The 17,708-nt window shown below is 71.4% G+C and carries 18 protein-coding genes; 12 read left to right on the top strand and 6 right to left on the bottom strand.

What is annotated here, in order from left to right:
* Positions 1-6: 6 nt before the first annotated feature.
* On the top strand, positions 7-1,977 hold the full coding sequence (locus FB470_RS25995) for an alpha-ketoacid dehydrogenase subunit alpha/beta (protein ID WP_306995711.1): 1,971 nt from the start codon (positions 7-9) through the stop codon (positions 1,975-1,977).
* 70 nt (positions 1,978-2,047) lie between these two features.
* Positions 2,048-2,623 (top strand): TetR/AcrR family transcriptional regulator, encoded by a 576-nt coding sequence (locus FB470_RS25990; protein ID WP_306995709.1) that lies wholly within the window; start codon positions 2,048-2,050, stop codon positions 2,621-2,623.
* A gap of 28 nt (positions 2,624-2,651) precedes the next feature.
* Here the strand turns inward: FB470_RS25990 and FB470_RS25985 are convergent, their stop codons facing one another.
* Positions 2,652-3,311 carry a TetR/AcrR family transcriptional regulator gene (locus tag FB470_RS25985; RefSeq protein ID WP_306995707.1) on the bottom strand — a complete coding sequence of 220 codons (660 nt, stop codon included), beginning with the start codon at positions 3,309-3,311 and terminating at the stop codon, positions 2,652-2,654.
* A gap of 221 nt (positions 3,312-3,532) precedes the next feature.
* Here FB470_RS25985 and FB470_RS25980 point away from each other — a divergent pair, with 221 nt between their 5' ends.
* The 8 genes from FB470_RS25980 to FB470_RS25945 are packed head-to-tail and all read left to right on the top strand — an operon-like array spanning position 3,533 to position 11,932.
* Positions 3,533-3,760, top strand: a complete 228-nt coding sequence (locus tag FB470_RS25980) for a hypothetical protein (RefSeq protein ID WP_306995705.1) — start codon at positions 3,533-3,535, stop codon at positions 3,758-3,760.
* A gap of 16 nt (positions 3,761-3,776) precedes the next feature.
* On the top strand, positions 3,777-5,807 hold the full coding sequence (locus FB470_RS25975; protein WP_306995703.1) for a hydantoinase/oxoprolinase family protein: 2,031 nt from the start codon (positions 3,777-3,779) through the stop codon (positions 5,805-5,807).
* Between the two features lie 10 nt (positions 5,808-5,817).
* Positions 5,818-7,749: a hydantoinase B/oxoprolinase family protein gene (locus tag FB470_RS25970; protein ID WP_306995701.1), complete on the top strand. Its 1,932-nt coding sequence runs from the start codon at positions 5,818-5,820 to the stop codon at positions 7,747-7,749.
* 11 nt (positions 7,750-7,760) lie between these two features.
* Positions 7,761-8,162, top strand: a complete 402-nt coding sequence (locus FB470_RS25965) for a carboxymuconolactone decarboxylase family protein (RefSeq protein ID WP_306995699.1) — start codon at positions 7,761-7,763, stop codon at positions 8,160-8,162.
* Positions 8,159-8,902: an SDR family NAD(P)-dependent oxidoreductase gene (locus FB470_RS25960; protein ID WP_306995697.1), complete on the top strand. Its 744-nt coding sequence runs from the start codon at positions 8,159-8,161 to the stop codon at positions 8,900-8,902. The genes FB470_RS25965 and FB470_RS25960 overlap by 4 nt, the downstream gene beginning before the upstream one ends.
* A gap of 11 nt (positions 8,903-8,913) precedes the next feature.
* On the top strand, positions 8,914-9,687 hold the full coding sequence (locus tag FB470_RS25955; protein WP_306995695.1) for an SDR family NAD(P)-dependent oxidoreductase: 774 nt from the start codon (positions 8,914-8,916) through the stop codon (positions 9,685-9,687).
* On the top strand, positions 9,687-11,198 hold the full coding sequence (locus FB470_RS25950) for an acyl-CoA synthetase (protein WP_306995693.1): 1,512 nt from the start codon (positions 9,687-9,689) through the stop codon (positions 11,196-11,198). Before FB470_RS25955 ends, FB470_RS25950 begins: the two co-directional genes overlap by 1 nt.
* The gene (locus FB470_RS25945; protein WP_306995691.1) at positions 11,195-11,932 is read left to right on the top strand and encodes an SDR family NAD(P)-dependent oxidoreductase; all 738 of its coding nucleotides are present in this window, start codon (positions 11,195-11,197) and stop codon (positions 11,930-11,932) included. The genes FB470_RS25950 and FB470_RS25945 overlap by 4 nt, the downstream gene beginning before the upstream one ends.
* Positions 11,933-12,669: 737 nt before the next feature.
* On the opposite strand, the gene FB470_RS25940 is transcribed toward FB470_RS25945, so the two are convergent.
* From FB470_RS25940 to FB470_RS25925, 4 genes are all read right to left on the bottom strand, one after another.
* The gene (locus FB470_RS25940; RefSeq protein ID WP_306995689.1) at positions 12,670-13,392 is read right to left on the bottom strand and encodes an alpha/beta fold hydrolase; all 723 of its coding nucleotides are present in this window, start codon (positions 13,390-13,392) and stop codon (positions 12,670-12,672) included.
* A 185-nt stretch (positions 13,393-13,577) separates the two neighbouring features.
* Positions 13,578-14,288 carry a nitroreductase gene (locus tag FB470_RS25935; protein ID WP_306995687.1) on the bottom strand — a complete coding sequence of 237 codons (711 nt, stop codon included), beginning with the start codon at positions 14,286-14,288 and terminating at the stop codon, positions 13,578-13,580.
* Between the two features lie 8 nt (positions 14,289-14,296).
* Positions 14,297-15,124, bottom strand: coding sequence for an alpha/beta hydrolase (locus FB470_RS25930; RefSeq protein WP_306995685.1), 828 nt, complete (start codon positions 15,122-15,124; stop codon positions 14,297-14,299).
* A 4-nt stretch (positions 15,125-15,128) separates the two neighbouring features.
* The gene (locus FB470_RS25925; RefSeq protein ID WP_306995683.1) at positions 15,129-15,644 is read right to left on the bottom strand and encodes a DUF4863 family protein; all 516 of its coding nucleotides are present in this window, start codon (positions 15,642-15,644) and stop codon (positions 15,129-15,131) included.
* Positions 15,645-15,743: 99 nt separating this feature from the next.
* On the opposite strand from FB470_RS25925, the gene FB470_RS25920 reads away from it, so the two are divergent.
* The gene (locus FB470_RS25920) at positions 15,744-16,391 is read left to right on the top strand and encodes a TetR/AcrR family transcriptional regulator (protein ID WP_306995681.1); all 648 of its coding nucleotides are present in this window, start codon (positions 15,744-15,746) and stop codon (positions 16,389-16,391) included.
* 59 nt (positions 16,392-16,450) lie between these two features.
* The gene (locus FB470_RS25915; protein ID WP_306995679.1) at positions 16,451-16,786 is read left to right on the top strand and encodes a hypothetical protein; all 336 of its coding nucleotides are present in this window, start codon (positions 16,451-16,453) and stop codon (positions 16,784-16,786) included.
* Here the strand turns inward: FB470_RS25915 and FB470_RS25910 are convergent.
* Complete coding sequence (locus FB470_RS25910) at positions 16,783-17,703, bottom strand: NADP-dependent oxidoreductase (protein WP_306995677.1); 921 nt, start codon at positions 17,701-17,703, stop codon at positions 16,783-16,785. The two genes, FB470_RS25915 and FB470_RS25910, sit on opposite strands and share 4 nt — an antisense overlap.
* Between the last annotated feature and the right edge of the window lie 5 nt (positions 17,704-17,708).

The following is a 17,708-nucleotide window of genomic DNA, read 5'->3' as shown; positions in this document are numbered from 1 at the left end:
AACGCGATGACTTCCACTCAGGCGAGCGACATCGGCGTCGATGTCACCGCACAGACCGAGATGTACCGGCGGATGCGGCTCATCCGCGGGTTCGAGGACCGGGCGTCCCGCCTGTACCGCACCAACCAGATCCCCGGTTTCCTGCACCTGTCGATCGGGCAGGAGGCCTCGGCGGTGGGCGCGTGCTGGCCGCTCGACGACCGGGACGTCATCACCTCCACCCACCGCGGGCACGGACACTGCATCGCCAAGGGCCTCGACGTGACCGGGATGTTCGCCGAGCTGATGGGCCGCAGCACCGGAACGTGCCAGGGGCGGGGCGGTTCGATGCACATCGCCGACCCGCGCAAGGGTGTCTTCGGTGCCAACGGGATCGTCGCCGCCGGACTGCCCATCGCCACCGGCGCCGCCGCGGCGGCGCAGCTGCGCGACACCGCCGGTGTGGTGCTCGCGTTCTTCGGCGACGGCGCGGTGGCGCAGGGCATGTTCCACGAGGCGGTCAACCTCGCCGCGGTCTGGGGGCTGCCGATCATCTTCTGCTGCGAGAACAACCACTACGCCGAGTTCTCCGCGGCCGGCGACCAGCACCGGGCCACGCTGGCCGACCGGGCGCGCGGATACGGCATCGACTACACCCACGTCGACGGCAACGACGTCCTCGCCGTCGCCCGGACGACGGCAGACCTGGTCGGCGACCTTCGCCGCGGTGCCGGTCCGGTGCTGCTCGAGGCGGAGACCTACCGGTGGCACGGGCACTACGAAGGCGACCCGGAGCGCTACCGCACGCCCGCCGAGCTCGAGGAGTGGAAGACGCGCGATCCGCTCACCCTGCTCGCCGCCCACCTGGACGCCGGCCGCGTGGCCGCGATCGACCGGGAGGTGGAGGCGATCATCGACCGGGCGGTCGAGGAAGCGCAGGCCGCCGGCGAGCCGGCGCCGGAGACCCTGCACCACTTCGTCGGCGTGCCCCGCGAGCCGGTGCCGGAGCCGCCCGAACCCGACGGCGAGGTCTTCCGCACCATGGACGCCGTGCACGAGGCCCTCGATCACGAGCTGGCCGCCGACCCGGATGTGTTCCTGGCGGGCATCGACGTCGCGGCGGGCGGCAACGTCTTCGGGCTCATGCGGGGGCTGGCTGAGAAGTACCCCGGCCGGGTGCGCGACACCCCGATCTCGGAGAGCGCGATCATCGGCACGGCCGTGGGATCGGCGATGGCCGGGCTGCGGCCCGTCGTGGAGCTGATGTACCTGGACTTCCTCGGCGTGTGCCTGGACCAGCTGATGAACCAGGCGGCGAAGCTGCGGTTCATGACCGGCGGCGCCGTGAGCCTGCCCCTGGTGGTGCGCACCCAGTTCGGCGCGGGGAAATCCTCCGGGAGCCAGCATTCGCAGAGCCTGGAGGCGCTGCTCGCACACATCCCCGGGCTCACCGTCGTGATGCCCTCGACCCCGGCGGACACCTACGGCCTGCTCCGCGCCGCGATCCGCGACCCCAACCCGGTCGTGTTCATCGAGAACCGGCTGCTGTACGGGCGCAAGGGCCCGCGGCCGCGACCGGACCACCTGGTGCCGCTCGGCAAGGCCGCGATCCGCCGGGAGGGCACGGACGTCACGCTCGTGTCGTACTCCAAGGTCGTCCACGACTGCGTCGCCGTCGCCGAAGACCTGGCGCGCGAGGGCATCAGCGTCGAGGTCGTCGACCTGCGGACCATCGCCCCGCTGGACACCGAGACGGTGCTGCGGTCCCTGGCCAAGACGAACCGCCTGGTGATCGCCCACCAGGCCGTCGAATCCTTCGGCGTGGGCGCCGAACTCGCCGCCGTCGCCGCCGAGCGCGGGTTCTGGACCCTGGACGCGCCGGTGCTGCGCGTCGGCGCCGCCCACACGCCCGCGCCCTACGCGCCCGCGCTCGAACGGGCGTGGTTGCCCGATCAGGAGAAGATCGCCGCGGCCGTGCGGAAATCCGTTCGCGGGTAGAGCGCGTCGCCGGAGCCGGGGCGGGCCGGTTTGCTTCCGACAGGATGTCTGGCATTGCTGGGATGCCGTCATGTCCGTCAAGGAGCGCCGTGCCCGGGAGCGGGCCCAGCGCCACCGGCTGATCATCGCGGCCGCCCGCGAACTGGCCGAGACCGAAGGCTGGGAGGCGGTGACGACGCGCCGGCTCGCGGAGCGCGTCGAGTACAGCCAGCCCGTGCTCTACAGCCACTTCAGCGGCAAGGACGCCATCGTGCGCGCCGTCGCGATCGACGGCTTCGGCGAACTGACCGGCCACCTGCGCCGCGCCCGGCTGGCCGCCCCCGAGCCGGCCCGGGCCCTGCGCGCGGTGTGCCGCGCCTACCTGGAGTTCGCCACCGACCGGCCCGCCCTCTACCAGGCCATGTTCGTCATGCCCACCGACGTGAGGTGCGCGCACGCCGACACCCCGCCGCAGCTGCGCGCCGCCTTCGACGAGTTCGTCGGCTGTTTCCGCGCGGACAACCCGCGTCGCGAACTGGTCGCCGAGGTCACCTGGAGCGCGCTGCACGGCATCGCCGTCCTGTCCGGCAGCGGCCGCATCCCGCCGGAGACCCAGGACGAGCGGCTCGACCTCCTCGTCACCCGGCTCGCCGACACCGCGGACTGAGCGGCCGCACACCACGGAAAAGGGGCCGCTACTCCCCCTCGCGCTCCCGGTAGGCGCGCACGCGATCCTCGAGATCGTCGGCGTCGTAGGACGGGCTCCGGAAGCCGGAGATCAGCGTCGCGCAGTACTCGCGGGACAGGAACTCGGCGTCCCAGTCGCCGCCGGGTTTGGCCCACTGGTAGGTGTGGTTGTGCATGTTGAGGAACTGCAGCATCGCCAGCCGCGCGTCCAGCTTGCGGAAGGCCCCGCACTCCATGGCCTCCACGAGGAGTTCCTGCACGATCTTTTCGAACTCGTGGCGCTGGCGGAGCAGGCGCGTGCGGTTGGCACCGCGCAGGTGCCGGTAGTCGTGCTCGTAGACCCAGATGTGGTCCAGCCGCGCCAGGATGAGCTCCAGCAGGGTCTGCGACAGCAACCGCAGCCGCAGCACCGGATCCTCGTCCAGGGCCGCGATCCGCCGGGCCGCGGTCAGCAACGGGTTGAGAACCCGGTTCTGGATCTCGACCAGCAGGTTCTCCTTGGACCCGATGTAGTAGTACAACGCGCCCTTGGCCAGGCCGGCGACCTGACCGATCTCGGCGATGCCGGTCGCCGCGTAACCCTGCTTCGCGAACAACTGTGCCGCCTGGTCGATGATCTCCTGCCGCTTGATCTCGTAACCCGGCCCGTGCCCCGGTGGTCTTGGCATAAGGCCACAGCCTATTCCGGCCGCCCGCGTTCCCGCGCGCCGCCCGCGCCACGGCCTCCACTCTCACCCGGTCCGGGCTTGTCAGGTCCGGAGCCGAGCCTTAGAGTGCTTCCCGTCACCGTTTCGTAGACCGACTGGTACACGAAACTCGCCACCGGCACAACACACTGGAGTGATGGCCCGTGAGTGATGAAAAGTCCCCTGCTCCGCAAGGCCTCGCCGTGCCCAGGGAGGAAGTCTCCGAAGAGGACCTGCGCGCCCTGGGCGTCGATGTGGCCCGCGACTTCCCCGGCAGCACCGCCGCCGACTTCCGCCGGTACCCGGTCCTGTCCGAGGGCGGCTGGTTCATCGCCGTGAAACACCAGAAGACCCTCGAGTCGGTCGCCCGCGAGCCGGGCCCGCTGCTCGGCCCGATCACCCTGGCCTCCGACGGCCTCGACGTGTACTGAGAGAGGAGAAGTCACCATGATCGGAGTCGATGTCGGCGGCACCTTCACGGATGTCGTGGCGATCGAGGACGGCCGGATCAAGACCGTCAAGGTGTCCACCGACGTGCGCACCACCGAGCGGGGCGTGCTCAAGGGGGCCGAGGAGATCGGCGTCGAGGCCGCCGAGGTCTTCAACCACGCCAGCACGCACGGCCTCAACGCCGTGATCACCCGGCGCCTGCCCAAGATCGCCTTCCTCACCACGGAAGGCCACCGCGACATCCTCGACATCGGACGGACGTGGCGTCCGGTCGAGGGCCTGATGAACCCGGCGTGGCGCCGCTCCTACGGCGACGCGAACCGGCCCCTGGTACCCCGCTACCTCCGGCGCGGCATCCGCGAACGGCTCACCGCCGACGGTGGCGTGCTGATCCCCCTCGACGAGGAACAGGCCCGCGCGCACCTGGCGGTGCTGCGCCGCTGCGGCGTCGAGGGCGTGGCGATCTGCCTGCTCAACGCCTACGTCAACGACCACCACGAAGAGCGCCTGCGGCAGCTGGTGCACGAGGAGCTCGGCGACATCCCGGTCTCGATCTCCAGCGAGGTCTCCCCGCTGGCCAAGGAATTCGCGCGCGCCTCCACCACCGTGGTCGACGTGTTCATGCGCCTGATCTACGACGACTACACCAAGCGCCTGGACGCGGGCCTGCGCGACCTGAAGTTCACCGGTGACCTCAACTTCGCCGACTGCGCCGCGCAACTGGTGCGTTCCGACGTCGCGATGGAGCACCCGTTCCGCATCGTGTTCGCCGGCCCCGCCGCCGGCACCGTCTCCAGCGCCCACTTCGGCAGCCTGATCGGCGCGAAGAACCTGCTGTGCGCGGACGTGGGCGGAACCTCCTGCGACATCAGCATCGTCACCGACGGCAAGCCGTTCGTGAACACCACGTTCGAGCTCGAACACGACCTGATCGTCAACGCGCTGTCCAACGAGATCTCCAGCATCGGCGCGGGCGGTGGCAGTCTCGTCACGATCAACGCGGCGGGCGAGCTCAAGGTCGGCCCGGGCAGCGCCGGCGCCGACCCCGGTCCCGCCTGCTACGGCATCGGCGGCACGCAGCCGGCCACCACCGACACCTGCCTGCTCATGGGGATCATCGACCCGGACGGCTTCGCCGGCGGGCGGATGAAGCTCGACCCGGAGCTGTCCCGGCGGGCGTTCGAGGCGCTGGACACGAAGCTGTCGTTCGAGCAGCGCGTGTCCTACGCGTTCAACATCGGGATCAACAACATCGCCGAGGGCGTCACGAACATCGCGATCCAGCACGGTGTCGACCCGCGTGACTACAGCCTGGTCGCCTACGGTGCCGCGGGCCCGATGCTGCTGCCCGCGGTGCTGGACCTGGTCCACGCCGCCGAGGTGATCGTGCCGCCGCACCCGGGCCTGTTCTCCGCGCTCGGCCTGGTCAGCACCGACCTCGTCTACGCCGACAGCCGCAGCGCCTACACCCTGCTCACCGCCGAGGCGGCGGAATCCATCGACAAGGTCTACCGCTCGATGGAGCAGCGCCTGTCCGAGCGGCTCAAGGAGAAGGACCGCGGCAACGTCACGTTCGTCCGCAGCTTCGACGGGCGGCTGGCCGGCCAGACCTGGGAGACCCCGTTCATCGCGGTCCCCGACGGCGAGATCACCGCCGAGGGTGTCGAGCAGATGGTGGCCAACTTCCACGAGGCCTACGCCGAACGCTCCGGCAACAAGTTCGAGGCGCTGCCGGTGCAGGGCGTGACCTACCGCGTCCAGGCCGTCGTGCACGCCGACAAGGTCGAGTACCCGGCGCTGCCCGAGCGGCCGGCGGGCGAACGCCCGGAACCGACGCGCACGCTCACCATCCGCTACCTCACCGGCGAGGATCTGCCCGCGCACGAGTACCAGCGCGCCGACCTGCGTGCCGGTGACGCCATCGACGGACCCGCGGTCATCCGGGAACCGCTGTCCACCACGTTCCTGGTGCCCGGCCAGACCGCCCACGTCGGCGGTCACGGTGAGCTGCGCATCCGCAAGGCGTGAAGGGAAGACCATGACTGTTTCACTCAAGGACCTCGACGACGCGCAGTTCACCGAGCGGTACGGCGCCGACCGGTTCACCGCCACCGTCCTGTCCAGCCGGATGCGCTACATCGTGCAGCACATGTGCACGGGCCTGCTCAACAACGCGTTCTCGCTGATCCTGCGCGACTGGTACGACTTCGCCGCCACCATCTCCGGCCCGCCGGAGCAGAACTACCCGATGTCGTCGGTGAGCAACAGCCTCGCCATGTTCCTCGGCACGATGTCGGAGGCGGTGCGCAACACCATCTCCGAATACGGGCCGGAGAACCTGCGCCCCGGCGACGTGGTGATCTGCAACGACCCCTACCGCGCCGGCAACCACGTCAACGACATCTGCTTCATCCGGCCGGTGTTCGCCGGGGACCGCCTCATCTCGTTCGTCACCCTGCGGGCGCACCAGCTGGACATGGGCGGCGTCGTCCCGGCCGGCTTCAGCGGCACCAAGCGCAACGTCTACGAGAACGGGCTGGTGATCGCGCCGACCCTGCTCTACCGCGACGACCAGCCGATCAAGTCGGCGTTCAACCTGATCTTCGACAACGCCCGCTACTGCGCGCTGCTGCTGCCCGACATCAAGACCATCTACGCCAACCTCCGGCTCGGCGAGCAGCTGATCCTGGAAAGCGTCGAGCGCTACGGGGTCGAGGCGTACCTGGGCGCGATCCGGTACAGCACCGACGTTTCCGCGGAGGCGATGCGCACCGCGCTGGCCGAGCTGCCCGACGGCGTGTACGAAGCCGAGGAGGGCATCGACTGCGACGGCATCGACGACACCATCGACTACCGGATCAAGGTGAAGATCACCAAGTCCGGCCCCCGCATGGAACTGGACTTCAGCGGTACCTCGCCGCAGGCCCGGACGAGCATCAACGCGGGGATCCTGGACACCAAGACCGCGGTCGGTGTCGCGCTGAAGTTCCTCATCGACCCGGCCACCCCGTTCACCTCCGGCGCCTACCGCGACATCGACATCGTGCTGCCGGCCGGGACCTTCATCAGCGCCACCCCGCCCGACGGCGCCGTGTTCCTCTACTGGGAGAGCACCGGCCCGGTCCTGCTGGCCGTGTTCCGCGCGCTGGAGAAGGCACTGGGCCGCAAGGCGGTCGGCGGCGACTACGGCTCGCTCAACATCCACAACGCCAACGGTGTCCTGGACGACGGCACCCCGTGGGTCACCACCGCGCAGTGCGGCGGCGAGCACGGCCCGTGGGGCGCGACCGAGGCCGGCGACGCGGACAGCTACTCCGTGGTGTACCAGGCCAACAACCTCGACCCGGCGACCGAGGCCATCGAGTCCGAACTGCCGGCGGTCGTGCTGCGCAAGGAGTACAAACCGGACAGTGGCGGCGCGGGCACCAACCGCGGCGGCGCGGCCGTGCTCAAGGACACGCTGTACCTGACCGCGGCCGAGCACTGGTCCAGCCCGCTGCACACCAAGAGCCCCAGCGGGCTGGGGGTCTACGGCGGCAAGAGCGGCGGCCTGGGCGCGACGTGGGTCTTCCACCCGGAGGACCGCGACGTGGTGCGCCGCAGGGAACTGCTCCCGACCACCGACGAGGTCTACGCCGGGGCGACGCCGGTCGCCGGGATGCTGAACCCCGGCACCAAGTGCGTCGACCCGGACGGCGAGTACTTCTACTTCGCCAGCACCCCGGTCTGGCACACCAAACCCCACGCGGTGTTCCGCTACCTCACCAACGGGGGCGGCGGCTGGGGCAACCCCCTCGAACGGGACCCGGAGCGGGTCAAGAAGGACGTGCGCGACGAGTACGTCACGGTCGAGGGCGCCTACCGCGACTACGGGGTCGTCATCACCGGAGACCCGGTGAACGACCCGGAAGGTCTGCGGGTGGACGAGGCGGCCACACGTCAGCGCCGTGCCGAACTGGCCGGGCGGTAAGGAGAAACCGGATGACTTCGATCGAGCTGAACGACCGGCAGCGTGAGCTGCGTGAGCAGTTCGTGTCCGAACGCGGGTACTGGAACCCGTTCTGGGAGGGGCTGCTCAGCCTCGACCCCGAGTTCTTCGAGGCCTACCTCAACTTCTCGTCCGTGCCGTGGCGGAAGGGGGTTCTCGAACCGAAGGTGCGGGAGCTCATCTACACCGCCATCGACGCCTCCACCACGCACCTGTACGAACCCGGGCTGCGCCAGCACATCCGCAACGCACTGGGCTACGGGGCGACCAAGGAGGAGATCATGGAGGTCCTGGAACTGACCAGCGTGCTGGGCATCCACAGCTGCACGCTCGGCGTGCCGGTGCTGATGGAGGAGCTGGCGGCCCACGAGCGGAAGAACGGCCAGGGTTCATGACCGGCGTCCTCGCCGCGGGCGGTCCCGCCGGCATGCACGGCCGGCAGGCCGTCGTGACCGGCGCCGCCCGCGGCATCGGGGCGCGGATCGCGTGCGAACTGGCCGCCGCCGGCGCGGGCGTGACCGTGCTGGACATCAACGATCCCGGCGAGACGGTGGCCGCGATCCAGGAGCGGGGCGGAGTCGCGACCGGGCAGGCGGTGGACGTCACCGACCTGGCCGCGCTCCGGCGGGCCGTCTCGGCGTTGCCCGCTCTCGACGTGCTGGTCACTTCGGCCGCGGTCTACGGCGACACCGTCGCGATCGACGACCTGGACGAGTCCGAAGTGGACTTCGTGCTCGGCGTCAACGTCAAGGGGACGCTGTGGGCGATCAAGGCGGCGCTGCCGCTCCTGCGCCGCCGCGGCGGCCGGGTGGTCTGCATCGGCTCGGTCGCCGGCAAGGTGGGCGGCGTGCTCGCCGGGCCGCACTACGTGGCGAGCAAAGGTGCCGTGCACGCGGTCGTGAAATGGCTCGCCAAGACCGAGGCCGCGCACGGGATCACCGCCAACGCCGTCGCTCCCGGCGTGGTGGACACCGAGATGGTCGCCGGCCGCGGCTACCGGCCGGACTACTGCCCGCTGGGCCGACTCGCCCGGCCCGAGGAGATCGCGCGGGTGGCGGCGTTCCTCGCCTCACCCGCGGCCAGCTACATGACCGGCGCCGTGGTCGACGTCAACGGCGGATACGCGATGGGCTGAGGGGAAACCACATGAACTGCGCTGTCATCACCGGCGCCGCGTCCGGCATCGGACGGGCCTGTGCCCTGCGATTGGCCGCCACCGGCGCGACCGTGGCGCTCCTGGACCGCCACGGCGCGGATGGCACCCGCCGGGAGATCGAAGACCGGGGCGGCAAAGCCGTGGGCTTCGGGGTCGACGTCACCGACGACGACGCCGTCCGCGACGTCGTGGGCCGGCTGCCCGCTCCCCCGCGGGTGCTCGTCAACGCCGCCGGGATCATCGTCCGCAAGAAGTTGCTGGAGTGCACCGTCGAGGAGTGGCGACGCGTCGTCGACGTCAACCTCACCGGCTACTTCGTCCTCCTGCGCAACGTCATCCCGGCCATGTCCGCCGCGGGCGGCGGGTCCATCGTCCAGATCGCCTCGATCGCCGGGCACACCGGCTACGGGTTCTCCTCCTACACCGCGGCCAAGGGCGGGGTGCTCGCCCTGACCAGGCAGCTGGCGGCGGAACTGGCCGAACACCGGATCCGCATCAACTCCGTCAGCCCCGGCGTGGTGGAAAGCGGCCTCAACCGGGACACCCTGGGCAACCAGGCGATCCGCCAGGCCACAGTGGACAACATCCCCCTCGGCCGCCTCGGCGAACCGGACGACATCGCCCGCGTCGTCGCCTTCCTCGCCGGCCCCGAAGCCGATTTCGTCACCGGTGCCGACCTCGTCGCGGACGGCGGCATGATCAGCACCATCCACTGGGGCAAGGCGGGCGCCGAACTGCACAGCTTCCACTCGGAGGAGCGCTGATGTACAACTTCGCCGGCGTGCTCGAGCACAACGTCGGGCGGTATCCGGACAAGGTCGTCCTCGCCCAGGGTGAGCGGCGGACGACCAACCGCGAGCTCTCCGCCCGGGTGCACGCCCTCGCCGCGGGGCTGCGCGAACGGGGCATCGGCCGCGGCGACATCGTCGCCCTGCTGCTGTACAACCACATCGAGTTCGTCGAGACGGTGCTCGCGCTCAACCACCTGGGTGCGGCGTTCCTGCCGCTGAACTACCGGCTCTCCCCCGCCGAGTGGGAGTTCATCCTCGGCAACTCCGAGGCCGCCGCGATCCTGACCGAACCGGAGTTCGCCGACGCCGTCGCGGCGATCCCCGTCCGGCACCGGCTGCTCCTCGGCGAGGCGCGGAACGGGTGGCTGTCCTACGACGACCTCGTGGCCGGCCACCTCGGTGAGACGGTGCCGATCGCGGAGGTCGGCCCGGACGCGCTGCAGCGCCTGATGTACACCTCCGGCACCACCTCCCGACCCAAGGGGGTGTGCATCACGCACGCCAACGTGCTGTACAAGAACCTCGGGCAGATCGTCGAGTTCGGGATCACCAGCGCCGACACCACGCTGGTGTGCGGCCCGCTCTACCACGTCGGCGGGCTCGACCTGCCGGCGCTGGCCACCCTGCACGCCGGTGGTTCGCTGATCCTCACGCGGAAGTTCGACGCGCGCGAGGTCGCCGACGTCATCGAGCGGGAGCGGCCGACCAACATCTGGCTCGCGCCCTCGATGATGAACGCCCTGCTGCACCTGCCGGGCATCACCGAACGGGACACCTCCTCGATCCGGTTCATCATCGGCGGCGGCGAGAAGATGCCCGTCCCGCTGGTCGAGCGCATCCGCGCGGCGTTCCCGTCCGCCTGGTTCGCCGACGCCTACGGCCTCACCGAGACCGTCTCCGGCGACACCTTCAACGACCCCGGGCACGTGCTGTCGAAGGTGGGATCGGTCGGCAGGCCCGTGGTGCACCAGCGGGTGCGCATCGTCGACGACCTCGGACGGGAAGTGCCGCGCGGGCAGCTCGGCGAGATCACCCTGTCCGGGCCGAAGGTGTTCGCCGGGTACTGGCGGGACCCGGAAGCGACGGCGAAAGCCCTGCGCGACGGGTGGTTCCACACCGGCGACATCGGGCGACTCGACGAGGACGGCTACCTCTACGTCGAGGACCGGAAGAAGGACATGATCGTCTCCGGCGGGGAGAACATCGCCACCCCCGAGGTCGAACGCGTCCTCTACGAACACCCGGACGTCGTGGAGGCCGCGGTCGTCGGCATGCCGCACGAGCGGTGGGGCGAGGTGCCCAAGGCGTTCGTCGTGCTGCGTCCCGGTGCCGCCGTCGAGGCCGCCGAGCTGGTGGCCTTCTGCCGCGAACGGCTCGCGAAGTTCAAGGTGCCCGCCGAGATCCAGTTCCTCGGCCAGTTGCCGCGGACCCCGTCGGGCAAGGTGCTCAAGCGCGACCTGCGGACCCTGCCGGTGATCGCGTGACGGCGTTCGATCTCACCGGGAAGACGGTGTGGGTGACCGGCGCCGGCAAGGGGCTGGGCCGGGCCATCGCGGTGGCGCTCGCCTCGGCGGGCGCCACGGTCGCGGTCACCTCACGCACCCGCGGCGACCTGGAGAGCCTGGCCGACGAACTCGGGGCGGGCACGGTGGTGCTCCCGGGCTCGGTGAGCGATGCCGGTTTCGCCGAGTCGGCGGTGGAGCGGCTGGGCCGGCTGGACGTGCTCGTGAACTGCGCCGGGATCAGCCCGGTGTTCAAACGCAGCGAGCGGGTCACCGACGAGGAGTGGCGGGAGGTGCTGCGGGTCAACCTCGACGGCACCTGGTACTGCGCACGCGCCGCCGGCAGGCGGATGCTGCAGCAGGGCGGGGGCAGCATCATCAACGTGTCGTCGGTGCACGCCACGACGGGTTTCGAACGCATCGCCCCGTACGCGGCGAGCAAGGGCGCGGTGGAAGCGCTCACCCGCGTGCTCGCGGTCGAGTGGGCGGACCGGGGCGTGCGGGTCAACACCCTGGCCCCGGGCTACTTCGGCACCGATCTGGCGGGCCCGCTGATGAACAGCAGGTGGGGCGACACCATCCGCGCTTCGGTGCCCCTCGGCCGGACCGGCGAACCGTCCGAACTGGGCGGCGCAGCCGTCTTCCTCGCCGGCGACGCGTCCTCGTACGTCACCGGAACCACCCTCTACATCGACGGAGGATGGACCGCGCACTGAGGTTCCCGGCGGGCTGCACGCTCCGGCCGCGTTCCGGTCACCACCACCCGCCACTGGTGGCGGTGGTCTTCACGGCGCGCTCGGTCTTCGTGGAGGTGTCGTGGGTGGCGCCGGTCAGGCCGGCCCGGTACAGGGAGGCGTCCACCAGCGTGGCCTCCGACAGCGCGTCAGCCCGACGCGCGTACCGCTCAGGTTCGCCCCGCTGCGATCCGAGTCGACCGCGCGGGTGTACCGGTCGGTGATCTGCCCCTGTCGCGCCACGTGGATCTGATCCCTGCTGGCCAGCGAGATCGCGGTGAACACGAGCGCGCCCACCACGGTCAGGGTGGTGACCATCGCGCTGGTCCGGGACCAGCGCCCCTCACCCCGGGAGCCCGTCGTCGCGGCGGGACCGGTCCCCGGCCGGGTACGCGCCCACAGCGCAGCGGCGGCCGCCAGCGCCACGACGCCGGCCGTCGCCGGGCACCACCGGACCAGGAAGGCCCACGACGGCCCTCCGGCCAGCCGGACCACCTGCCGGACGGCGGCGCAACCGCCAGCACGACGAGAGCGAGCGCGGCGCCCCGTACTCGCCGCCGGTTCCGGAGGCCACGCTCGCGAGCTCGCGGCACCAGATCTTCGTCCACGTCCCCTGGACGAGTAAGTCCGATCTCGGTTGGTGGTCGCAGGCGGTCAGGGATCGGGTGGCGGGTTGGCCGGTGGCGTGGTTGTGCCAGCTGGCGGCGACGTGGGTGGCATCAGCGCAAGGCGGACAGCGCCCGGACGAAGTCGTCGGGTCGGGTCAGGAACGACTCGTGCCCGCCGGGCAGCTCGACGGGGTCCACGCCGAGCCGGCGGGGGAACCGCGGGGACCAGGCGAACTCGCCGGGCGGCATCGCGAGGTCCTCGCGCCCGGCGAGGTAGCTGACCGGGATCCCCAGCGACGTCACGTCGGGGGCGTCGAGGGCCTGGTCGAAGTAGCTCATCGGCTGCGGCACGAGCAGGTCGTGGAGGAGTTTCCGCACCGGTTCGGCCAGGTCCTGGACGAATGCGTGCTGCCACACCTCGTAGGGCATGACGATCGAGCCGTCGGCGGACGCCGACGCGAGCTGCTTGAACAGCGCGGCGTGGCCCGGGGGCACGTCGTCCACGAGCGGCCTGCCGCGCTCGGGCACGAACGCGTTGCAGTACACGAGCCGGCGGAGACGCCGCGGGATGCGGTGCGCGGCACCGGTGATCGGGTACCCGCCCCAGCTGTGGCCGACGAGCGTGACGTCGGTCAGGTCGTGCCGGTCCAGGAAGGCGGCGAGGAAGTCGACGGTGTCGCTCAGGTTCCGGCCGCGCCGGTCGTCGCCGTCGGCGAGGCCGGGCAGCGTGACGGCGAAGACGCGGTGGCCGGCGGCGCGCAGCCGGCCGGCGACCGGCCGCCAGCACCACGCGCCGTGCCAGGCGCCGGGTACGAGGACATAGGTTTCCGGCATGGTGGCCCCTACCTTCTTGGCTGGTTCGAGCTGGTCATCAGGAAGACCATCACCGGGTGGTGATCAACGACAGTGGTGAGCGGTTGTCTCGGGGGGTGCGCAACGACGAACCTGAGCGTCGCGCGACTCCCGGCACGTCAGGGGCGACCTCACAGGGCACATGGGGGAAGTCCTGTCCGTGGCGATCAGTCGTGGAAGGTCGCGAACCGGGCGAGCGGTTCGCGGGGCGTCCGGAGCCGGTTGAGGGGGTGGTCCGGGTCGGCGTGGCCGAGGGCCAGGCCGCACACGATGATCTGGTCGTCCGGGATGTCGAGGTGCTGACGCAGCACCGGGTAGTAGTCGATCAGTGAGGCCTGCGGGCACGTGTCCAGGCCGAGCCCGCGCGCCGCGAGCATCAGCGCCTGGAGGAACAGGCCCGCGTCGACGAGCGCGCCTTCGCGTGGCCGGCGGCTCACCGTGAGCACGATGCCCACCGGCGCTCCGAAGAAGTCGTAGTTGCGGCGGTGGTGCGCCCGGCGGGCCGCCTTGTCGACGGCCGGGATGCCCAGCGTGTGCTGGTAGAGGTGCTCGCCGAACGACCGGCGGCGCGACCGGTAGGGCTCGGGCCACGCCTCGGCCGGCGGCTGGTAGTCGTACTCGCGCTCGGCGACCGGGCCGGCGTGGTCGTGGGCGTGCACCAGGGCCTCGCACAGCCGGCGCTTGGCGGCGCCGGTGACCACGTGGACCTGCCAGGGCTGGCAGTTGGAGTTGCTCGCCGACCGGGCGGCCAGCGTCAGCAGGCGCTCGATCACCGCGCGGTCCACCGGGTCGGGCCGGAAGGCCCGGACACTGCGGCGGCTGAGCAACGCCTCCTCGACGGTCGCCGCGGGCGCCGGGGCCGGAGCTGGGTTGGGCATCGCACTCCTCACGCGGGCGGGTTCAGGACCGCACGCAGCCAGGCGGCGGTGGTGGCGAGGGTGGCGGGACTGTCGAACTCCGGGTCTTCGTGTCCGGCTCCCGCCAGCAGTTCGAAGCGGCTGCGCGCGCCGGCCCGGCCGAGCGCTTCGTGCAGCGCGAGGCCTTCCGAGGGCGGGACGATCCGGTCCCGGTCGCCGTGGGCGATCAGGAACGGCGGCGCCTGCGCGGACACGCGCGACAGGAGGCTGAGCCCGCAGGCGCGCTCGGCCAGTTCGGCGGGGTCGGTGACACCGAGCAGGTCCGCCTCGAACCGGAACGGCAGCAACCGCGCCTCCAGTTCGGTGCGCGCGGCCGAGGCGGCCAGGTCGGTCTGACCGAACCAGTGCACCACGGCCTGCACGGCGCTGGACTGCCCGGTGTTCCCGCCGACCGTGCCCTCCAGGTCACCGTCGCCTTCGGACAGTGCCAGCAGCGACCCGAGGTAGGCGCCGGCCGAGGCACCCCACACGCCGATCCTCGCGGTGGGCAGGCCCAGTTCCGGGCCGTGGGCACGCAGCCACCGCACCGCACCCTTGAGGTCGTGCAGCGGTTGCGGGAACACCGCGTGCGGTGCGAGGCGGTAGTCGGCCGAGACGACCGTGACGCCGTGAGCCGCCAGCGGCGCGAGCCGGGTGGCGCTGTCGTCGGATCGGGTGCCGCGGCTCCAGCCGCCGCCGTGCGCGTACACGACCACCGGCGCCCCGGGCTGCGCGGCGCGGTGGATGTCGAGGCGCAGCGGTACCCCGTCGACGACGGCGTAGGTCAGGTCCCGTTCGACGGCCGGCCCAGTAGTCATGGCCTCAGCCTTCCGCATCGGGCGGCGTGATGTCGTACGAGATCCGCCCCGCGGGCAGGTAGAACAGGGCGATCAGCGCGCCGCCCTTGACCTCCGGGTAGTGGTGGCTGCCCGGGCCGGGGGCGGTCCAGCCCGCGCCGCTCCACCCGCGCGGGCCCATCAGCTTCGCGCCGGGGTCGAGCGGGACCACCAGGTTGAGCTCGCCGTAGGGGTGCTGGTGGTACTGGCCGCGATAGGGCTCGACACTGTCCATGTAAACGGCGGTGACGCTGAAGTAGTTGAGCGCGCCACTGGGGTCGGCGATGCGGCTGCGCCGGTATTTCGGGCCATCCACCTCGATGTTGGCCGCCCATCCCGCGCGCACCCCGTCGGTGATCATGCGGGCGAGGTCGTCGTAGAGCTCGCTGCCCGGCCCGTACCGCTCGTTGAGCCAGCTCTCCAGCTCCCCGCCCGCGGTGCGGTTCTTCACCTCCTCGAGAAAGGGGATGCTGCGGTCGATCAGATCCTGCGCGGTGGTCATCGCCGACTCCTCTCACCATTGCGTTACGAGCACTATATGTAACTCAACCCACTTCCGCAACAGCCACTCGCTGTAACGAATCCGGTAGGCTCCGGGTCCATGGCCCGAGCACGCGAAGGAACGGGCGCCGGGAACCCGCGTCCCGGAGGCCGCCCCCGGGACGCCGCGCTGGACGAGGCGATCATCCTGGCCACGAGGGCCCGCCTGGTGCGCGACGGCTACTCGCAGATGGCCATCGGCGACATCGCCGCCGACGCGAAGGTCAGCCGCCCCACCGTGTACCGGCGCTGGGAGAACAAGTTCGACCTCGTGGTCGACGCCCTCGACTACGGGTTCCGCAAGCAGCGGGACATGTACACGCTCGACCTGAGCGAGCTGGAGCCGCGGGAGGCGCTGATCGAGGCCGTGCGCCGCCTCGATCCCGCGTACTACAACCCCGACGCGATGGTGCTCATGGGCAACTTCGCCGGGGAGGCGCTGCGCACGCCGGAGCTGCTCGAGATCCTGCGCAGGCACGCCGTCGAGCCGCGGGTGTCCCTCCTGGAACGGGTGCTCGGCGAGTTGCAGGAGCGCGGCGCGGTCCGCGACGACATCGACACGTACACGATCGCGACGATGTGCTTCGGCAGCTACTTCGGCGCGTTCTACCGGGGCGACGACTCGGAGGACACGCCCGAGGCGGTGGTGGCGGTCCTGTGGCCGGCCATCGCCGCCGACCCGCCCGGAGGGGCCCGGCGCCAGCGCTGATCCCCGGCCCCAGGGCGGCCAGCTCCACAGCCGGGAGCTGGTGCGATGCCGGGTGAGGATTGTCTCGCCTGACCGGCGCGCAGTGGGCGGCACTGGAACCGCCGGTGCCCGTCGGCAGGAAGCCTGACCGCCCGCCACCGTGGACCACACGGCAGCTGATCGACGGGACCAGGCGGCTGGCCGACAGCGTGTACCGCTCCCGCGCCAACCGCGCCTACCTGCGGCGTCGTGGGGTCAAGGCCACGATCCGGGGGCCGGCCGACCAACCGAAGCCCCGGCGCCGGCGGGTCGGTGGCCGGCCACCGGCGGTCGATCCGGAGGTCTGCAAGCAGCAGCACGCGAGGGAGTGCAACATCGACCGGCTCAACCGCAACCGGGCGATGGCCACCTGCTAGTCGCCGTCGGTGACGCGGATGATCGTCTTGCCGCGGGTGCGCTTGGCGGGGCGGAAGGCGCCGGGCGCCTCGGACAGCGGGAGCACCGGCCCGACGACCGGGCGCAGCCGTCCCTCGCGGACCCGTGCGGCCAGGTCCGCGAGCCGCGCGCGGTCGGGTTCGACCACGAAGAACAGCGCCCGCCCGTCCGCAGGCTGCCGCTGCGGCGGCGCCGCGATCGTGACGATCGTGCCGCCCGCGCGCAGCAGCTTCGACGAGCGCTCCAGGACCTCGCCACCGATGACGTCGAAGAGCAGGTCGACCTCGCCCACGTCCGGTTCGGCCGACTCGGTGTCCAGGAACGCGTGCGCGCCGAGGTCCAGGACGACGTCGCGGTCGGCCGCCCGGCCGGCACCGATCACCCGGGCGCCGGCCTCGCGGGCGAGCTGCACCGCGATCGACCCGACCCCGCCCGCCGCGCCGTGCACCAGAACGGTCTGGCCGACCGTCAGGCGGCCGTGGTCGAACAGGCCCTGCCACGCGGTCAGCCCGGAGATCGGCAGCGCCGCCGCCACGACGTGGTCGACGTCGGCGGGCAGCGGCGCGAGGTTGCGCGCCTCCACGGCCACGTACTCGGCCAGCGTCCCGTTGCGGGTCCAGTCGGCCAGCCCGAACACCCGCTGCCCGACGGTGAGTCCCGTGGTGCCGTAGCCCAGCTCGACGACCACACCGGACAGTTCGTGACCGGGCACGCTGGGCGCCCGGTCGCGGCCGGCCCGGTCGGCCCAGGTGCCCGGCCACTCGAGCTCCCCGGGCGTGAACCCGGCGGCGTGCACGCGCACCACGACGTCGTTCTCGGCGGCGTGCGGGTACGGGATCTCGCTCAGGGCGAGCCCGTCGACCCCGGACGCCTGGTCCCGGGCGGTGACGGCTTGCATGACGC

The organism is Amycolatopsis thermophila, from assembly GCF_030814215.1.
GTDB lineage: Bacteria > Actinomycetota > Actinomycetes > Mycobacteriales > Pseudonocardiaceae > Amycolatopsis_E > Amycolatopsis_E thermophila.
The sequence above is the reverse complement of the archived record's forward strand: the minus strand, read 5'-3'. Positions and strand labels throughout refer to the sequence as shown.

Bases quoted from the DNA above. Each gene is read 5' to 3' on its own strand.
- FB470_RS25965 (WP_306995699.1), top strand. From the start codon at position 7,761: ATGACTTCGATCGAGCTGAACGACCGGCAGCGTGAGCTGCGTGAGCAG.
- FB470_RS25910 (WP_306995677.1), bottom strand. From the start codon at position 17,703: ATGCAAGCCGTCACCGCCCGGGACCAGGCGTCCGGGGTCGACGGGCTC.
- FB470_RS25935 (WP_306995687.1), bottom strand. From the start codon at position 14,288: ATGCCCAACCCAGCTCCGGCCCCGGCGCCCGCGGCGACCGTCGAGGAG.
- FB470_RS25925 (WP_306995683.1), bottom strand. From the start codon at position 15,644: ATGACCACCGCGCAGGATCTGATCGACCGCAGCATCCCCTTTCTCGAG.
- FB470_RS25960 (WP_306995697.1), top strand. From the start codon at position 8,159: ATGACCGGCGTCCTCGCCGCGGGCGGTCCCGCCGGCATGCACGGCCGG.
- FB470_RS25975 (WP_306995703.1), top strand. From the start codon at position 3,777: ATGATCGGAGTCGATGTCGGCGGCACCTTCACGGATGTCGTGGCGATC.
- FB470_RS25920 (WP_306995681.1), top strand. From the start codon at position 15,744: ATGGCCCGAGCACGCGAAGGAACGGGCGCCGGGAACCCGCGTCCCGGA.
- FB470_RS25995 (WP_306995711.1), top strand. From the start codon at position 7: ATGACTTCCACTCAGGCGAGCGACATCGGCGTCGATGTCACCGCACAG.
- FB470_RS25970 (WP_306995701.1), top strand. From the start codon at position 5,818: ATGACTGTTTCACTCAAGGACCTCGACGACGCGCAGTTCACCGAGCGG.
- FB470_RS25930 (WP_306995685.1), bottom strand. From the start codon at position 15,124: ATGACTACTGGGCCGGCCGTCGAACGGGACCTGACCTACGCCGTCGTC.
- FB470_RS25985 (WP_306995707.1), bottom strand. From the start codon at position 3,311: ATGCCAAGACCACCGGGGCACGGGCCGGGTTACGAGATCAAGCGGCAG.
- FB470_RS25990 (WP_306995709.1), top strand. From the start codon at position 2,048: ATGTCCGTCAAGGAGCGCCGTGCCCGGGAGCGGGCCCAGCGCCACCGG.
- FB470_RS25950 (WP_306995693.1), top strand. From the start codon at position 9,687: ATGTACAACTTCGCCGGCGTGCTCGAGCACAACGTCGGGCGGTATCCG.
- FB470_RS25955 (WP_306995695.1), top strand. From the start codon at position 8,914: ATGAACTGCGCTGTCATCACCGGCGCCGCGTCCGGCATCGGACGGGCC.
- FB470_RS25940 (WP_306995689.1), bottom strand. From the start codon at position 13,392: ATGCCGGAAACCTATGTCCTCGTACCCGGCGCCTGGCACGGCGCGTGG.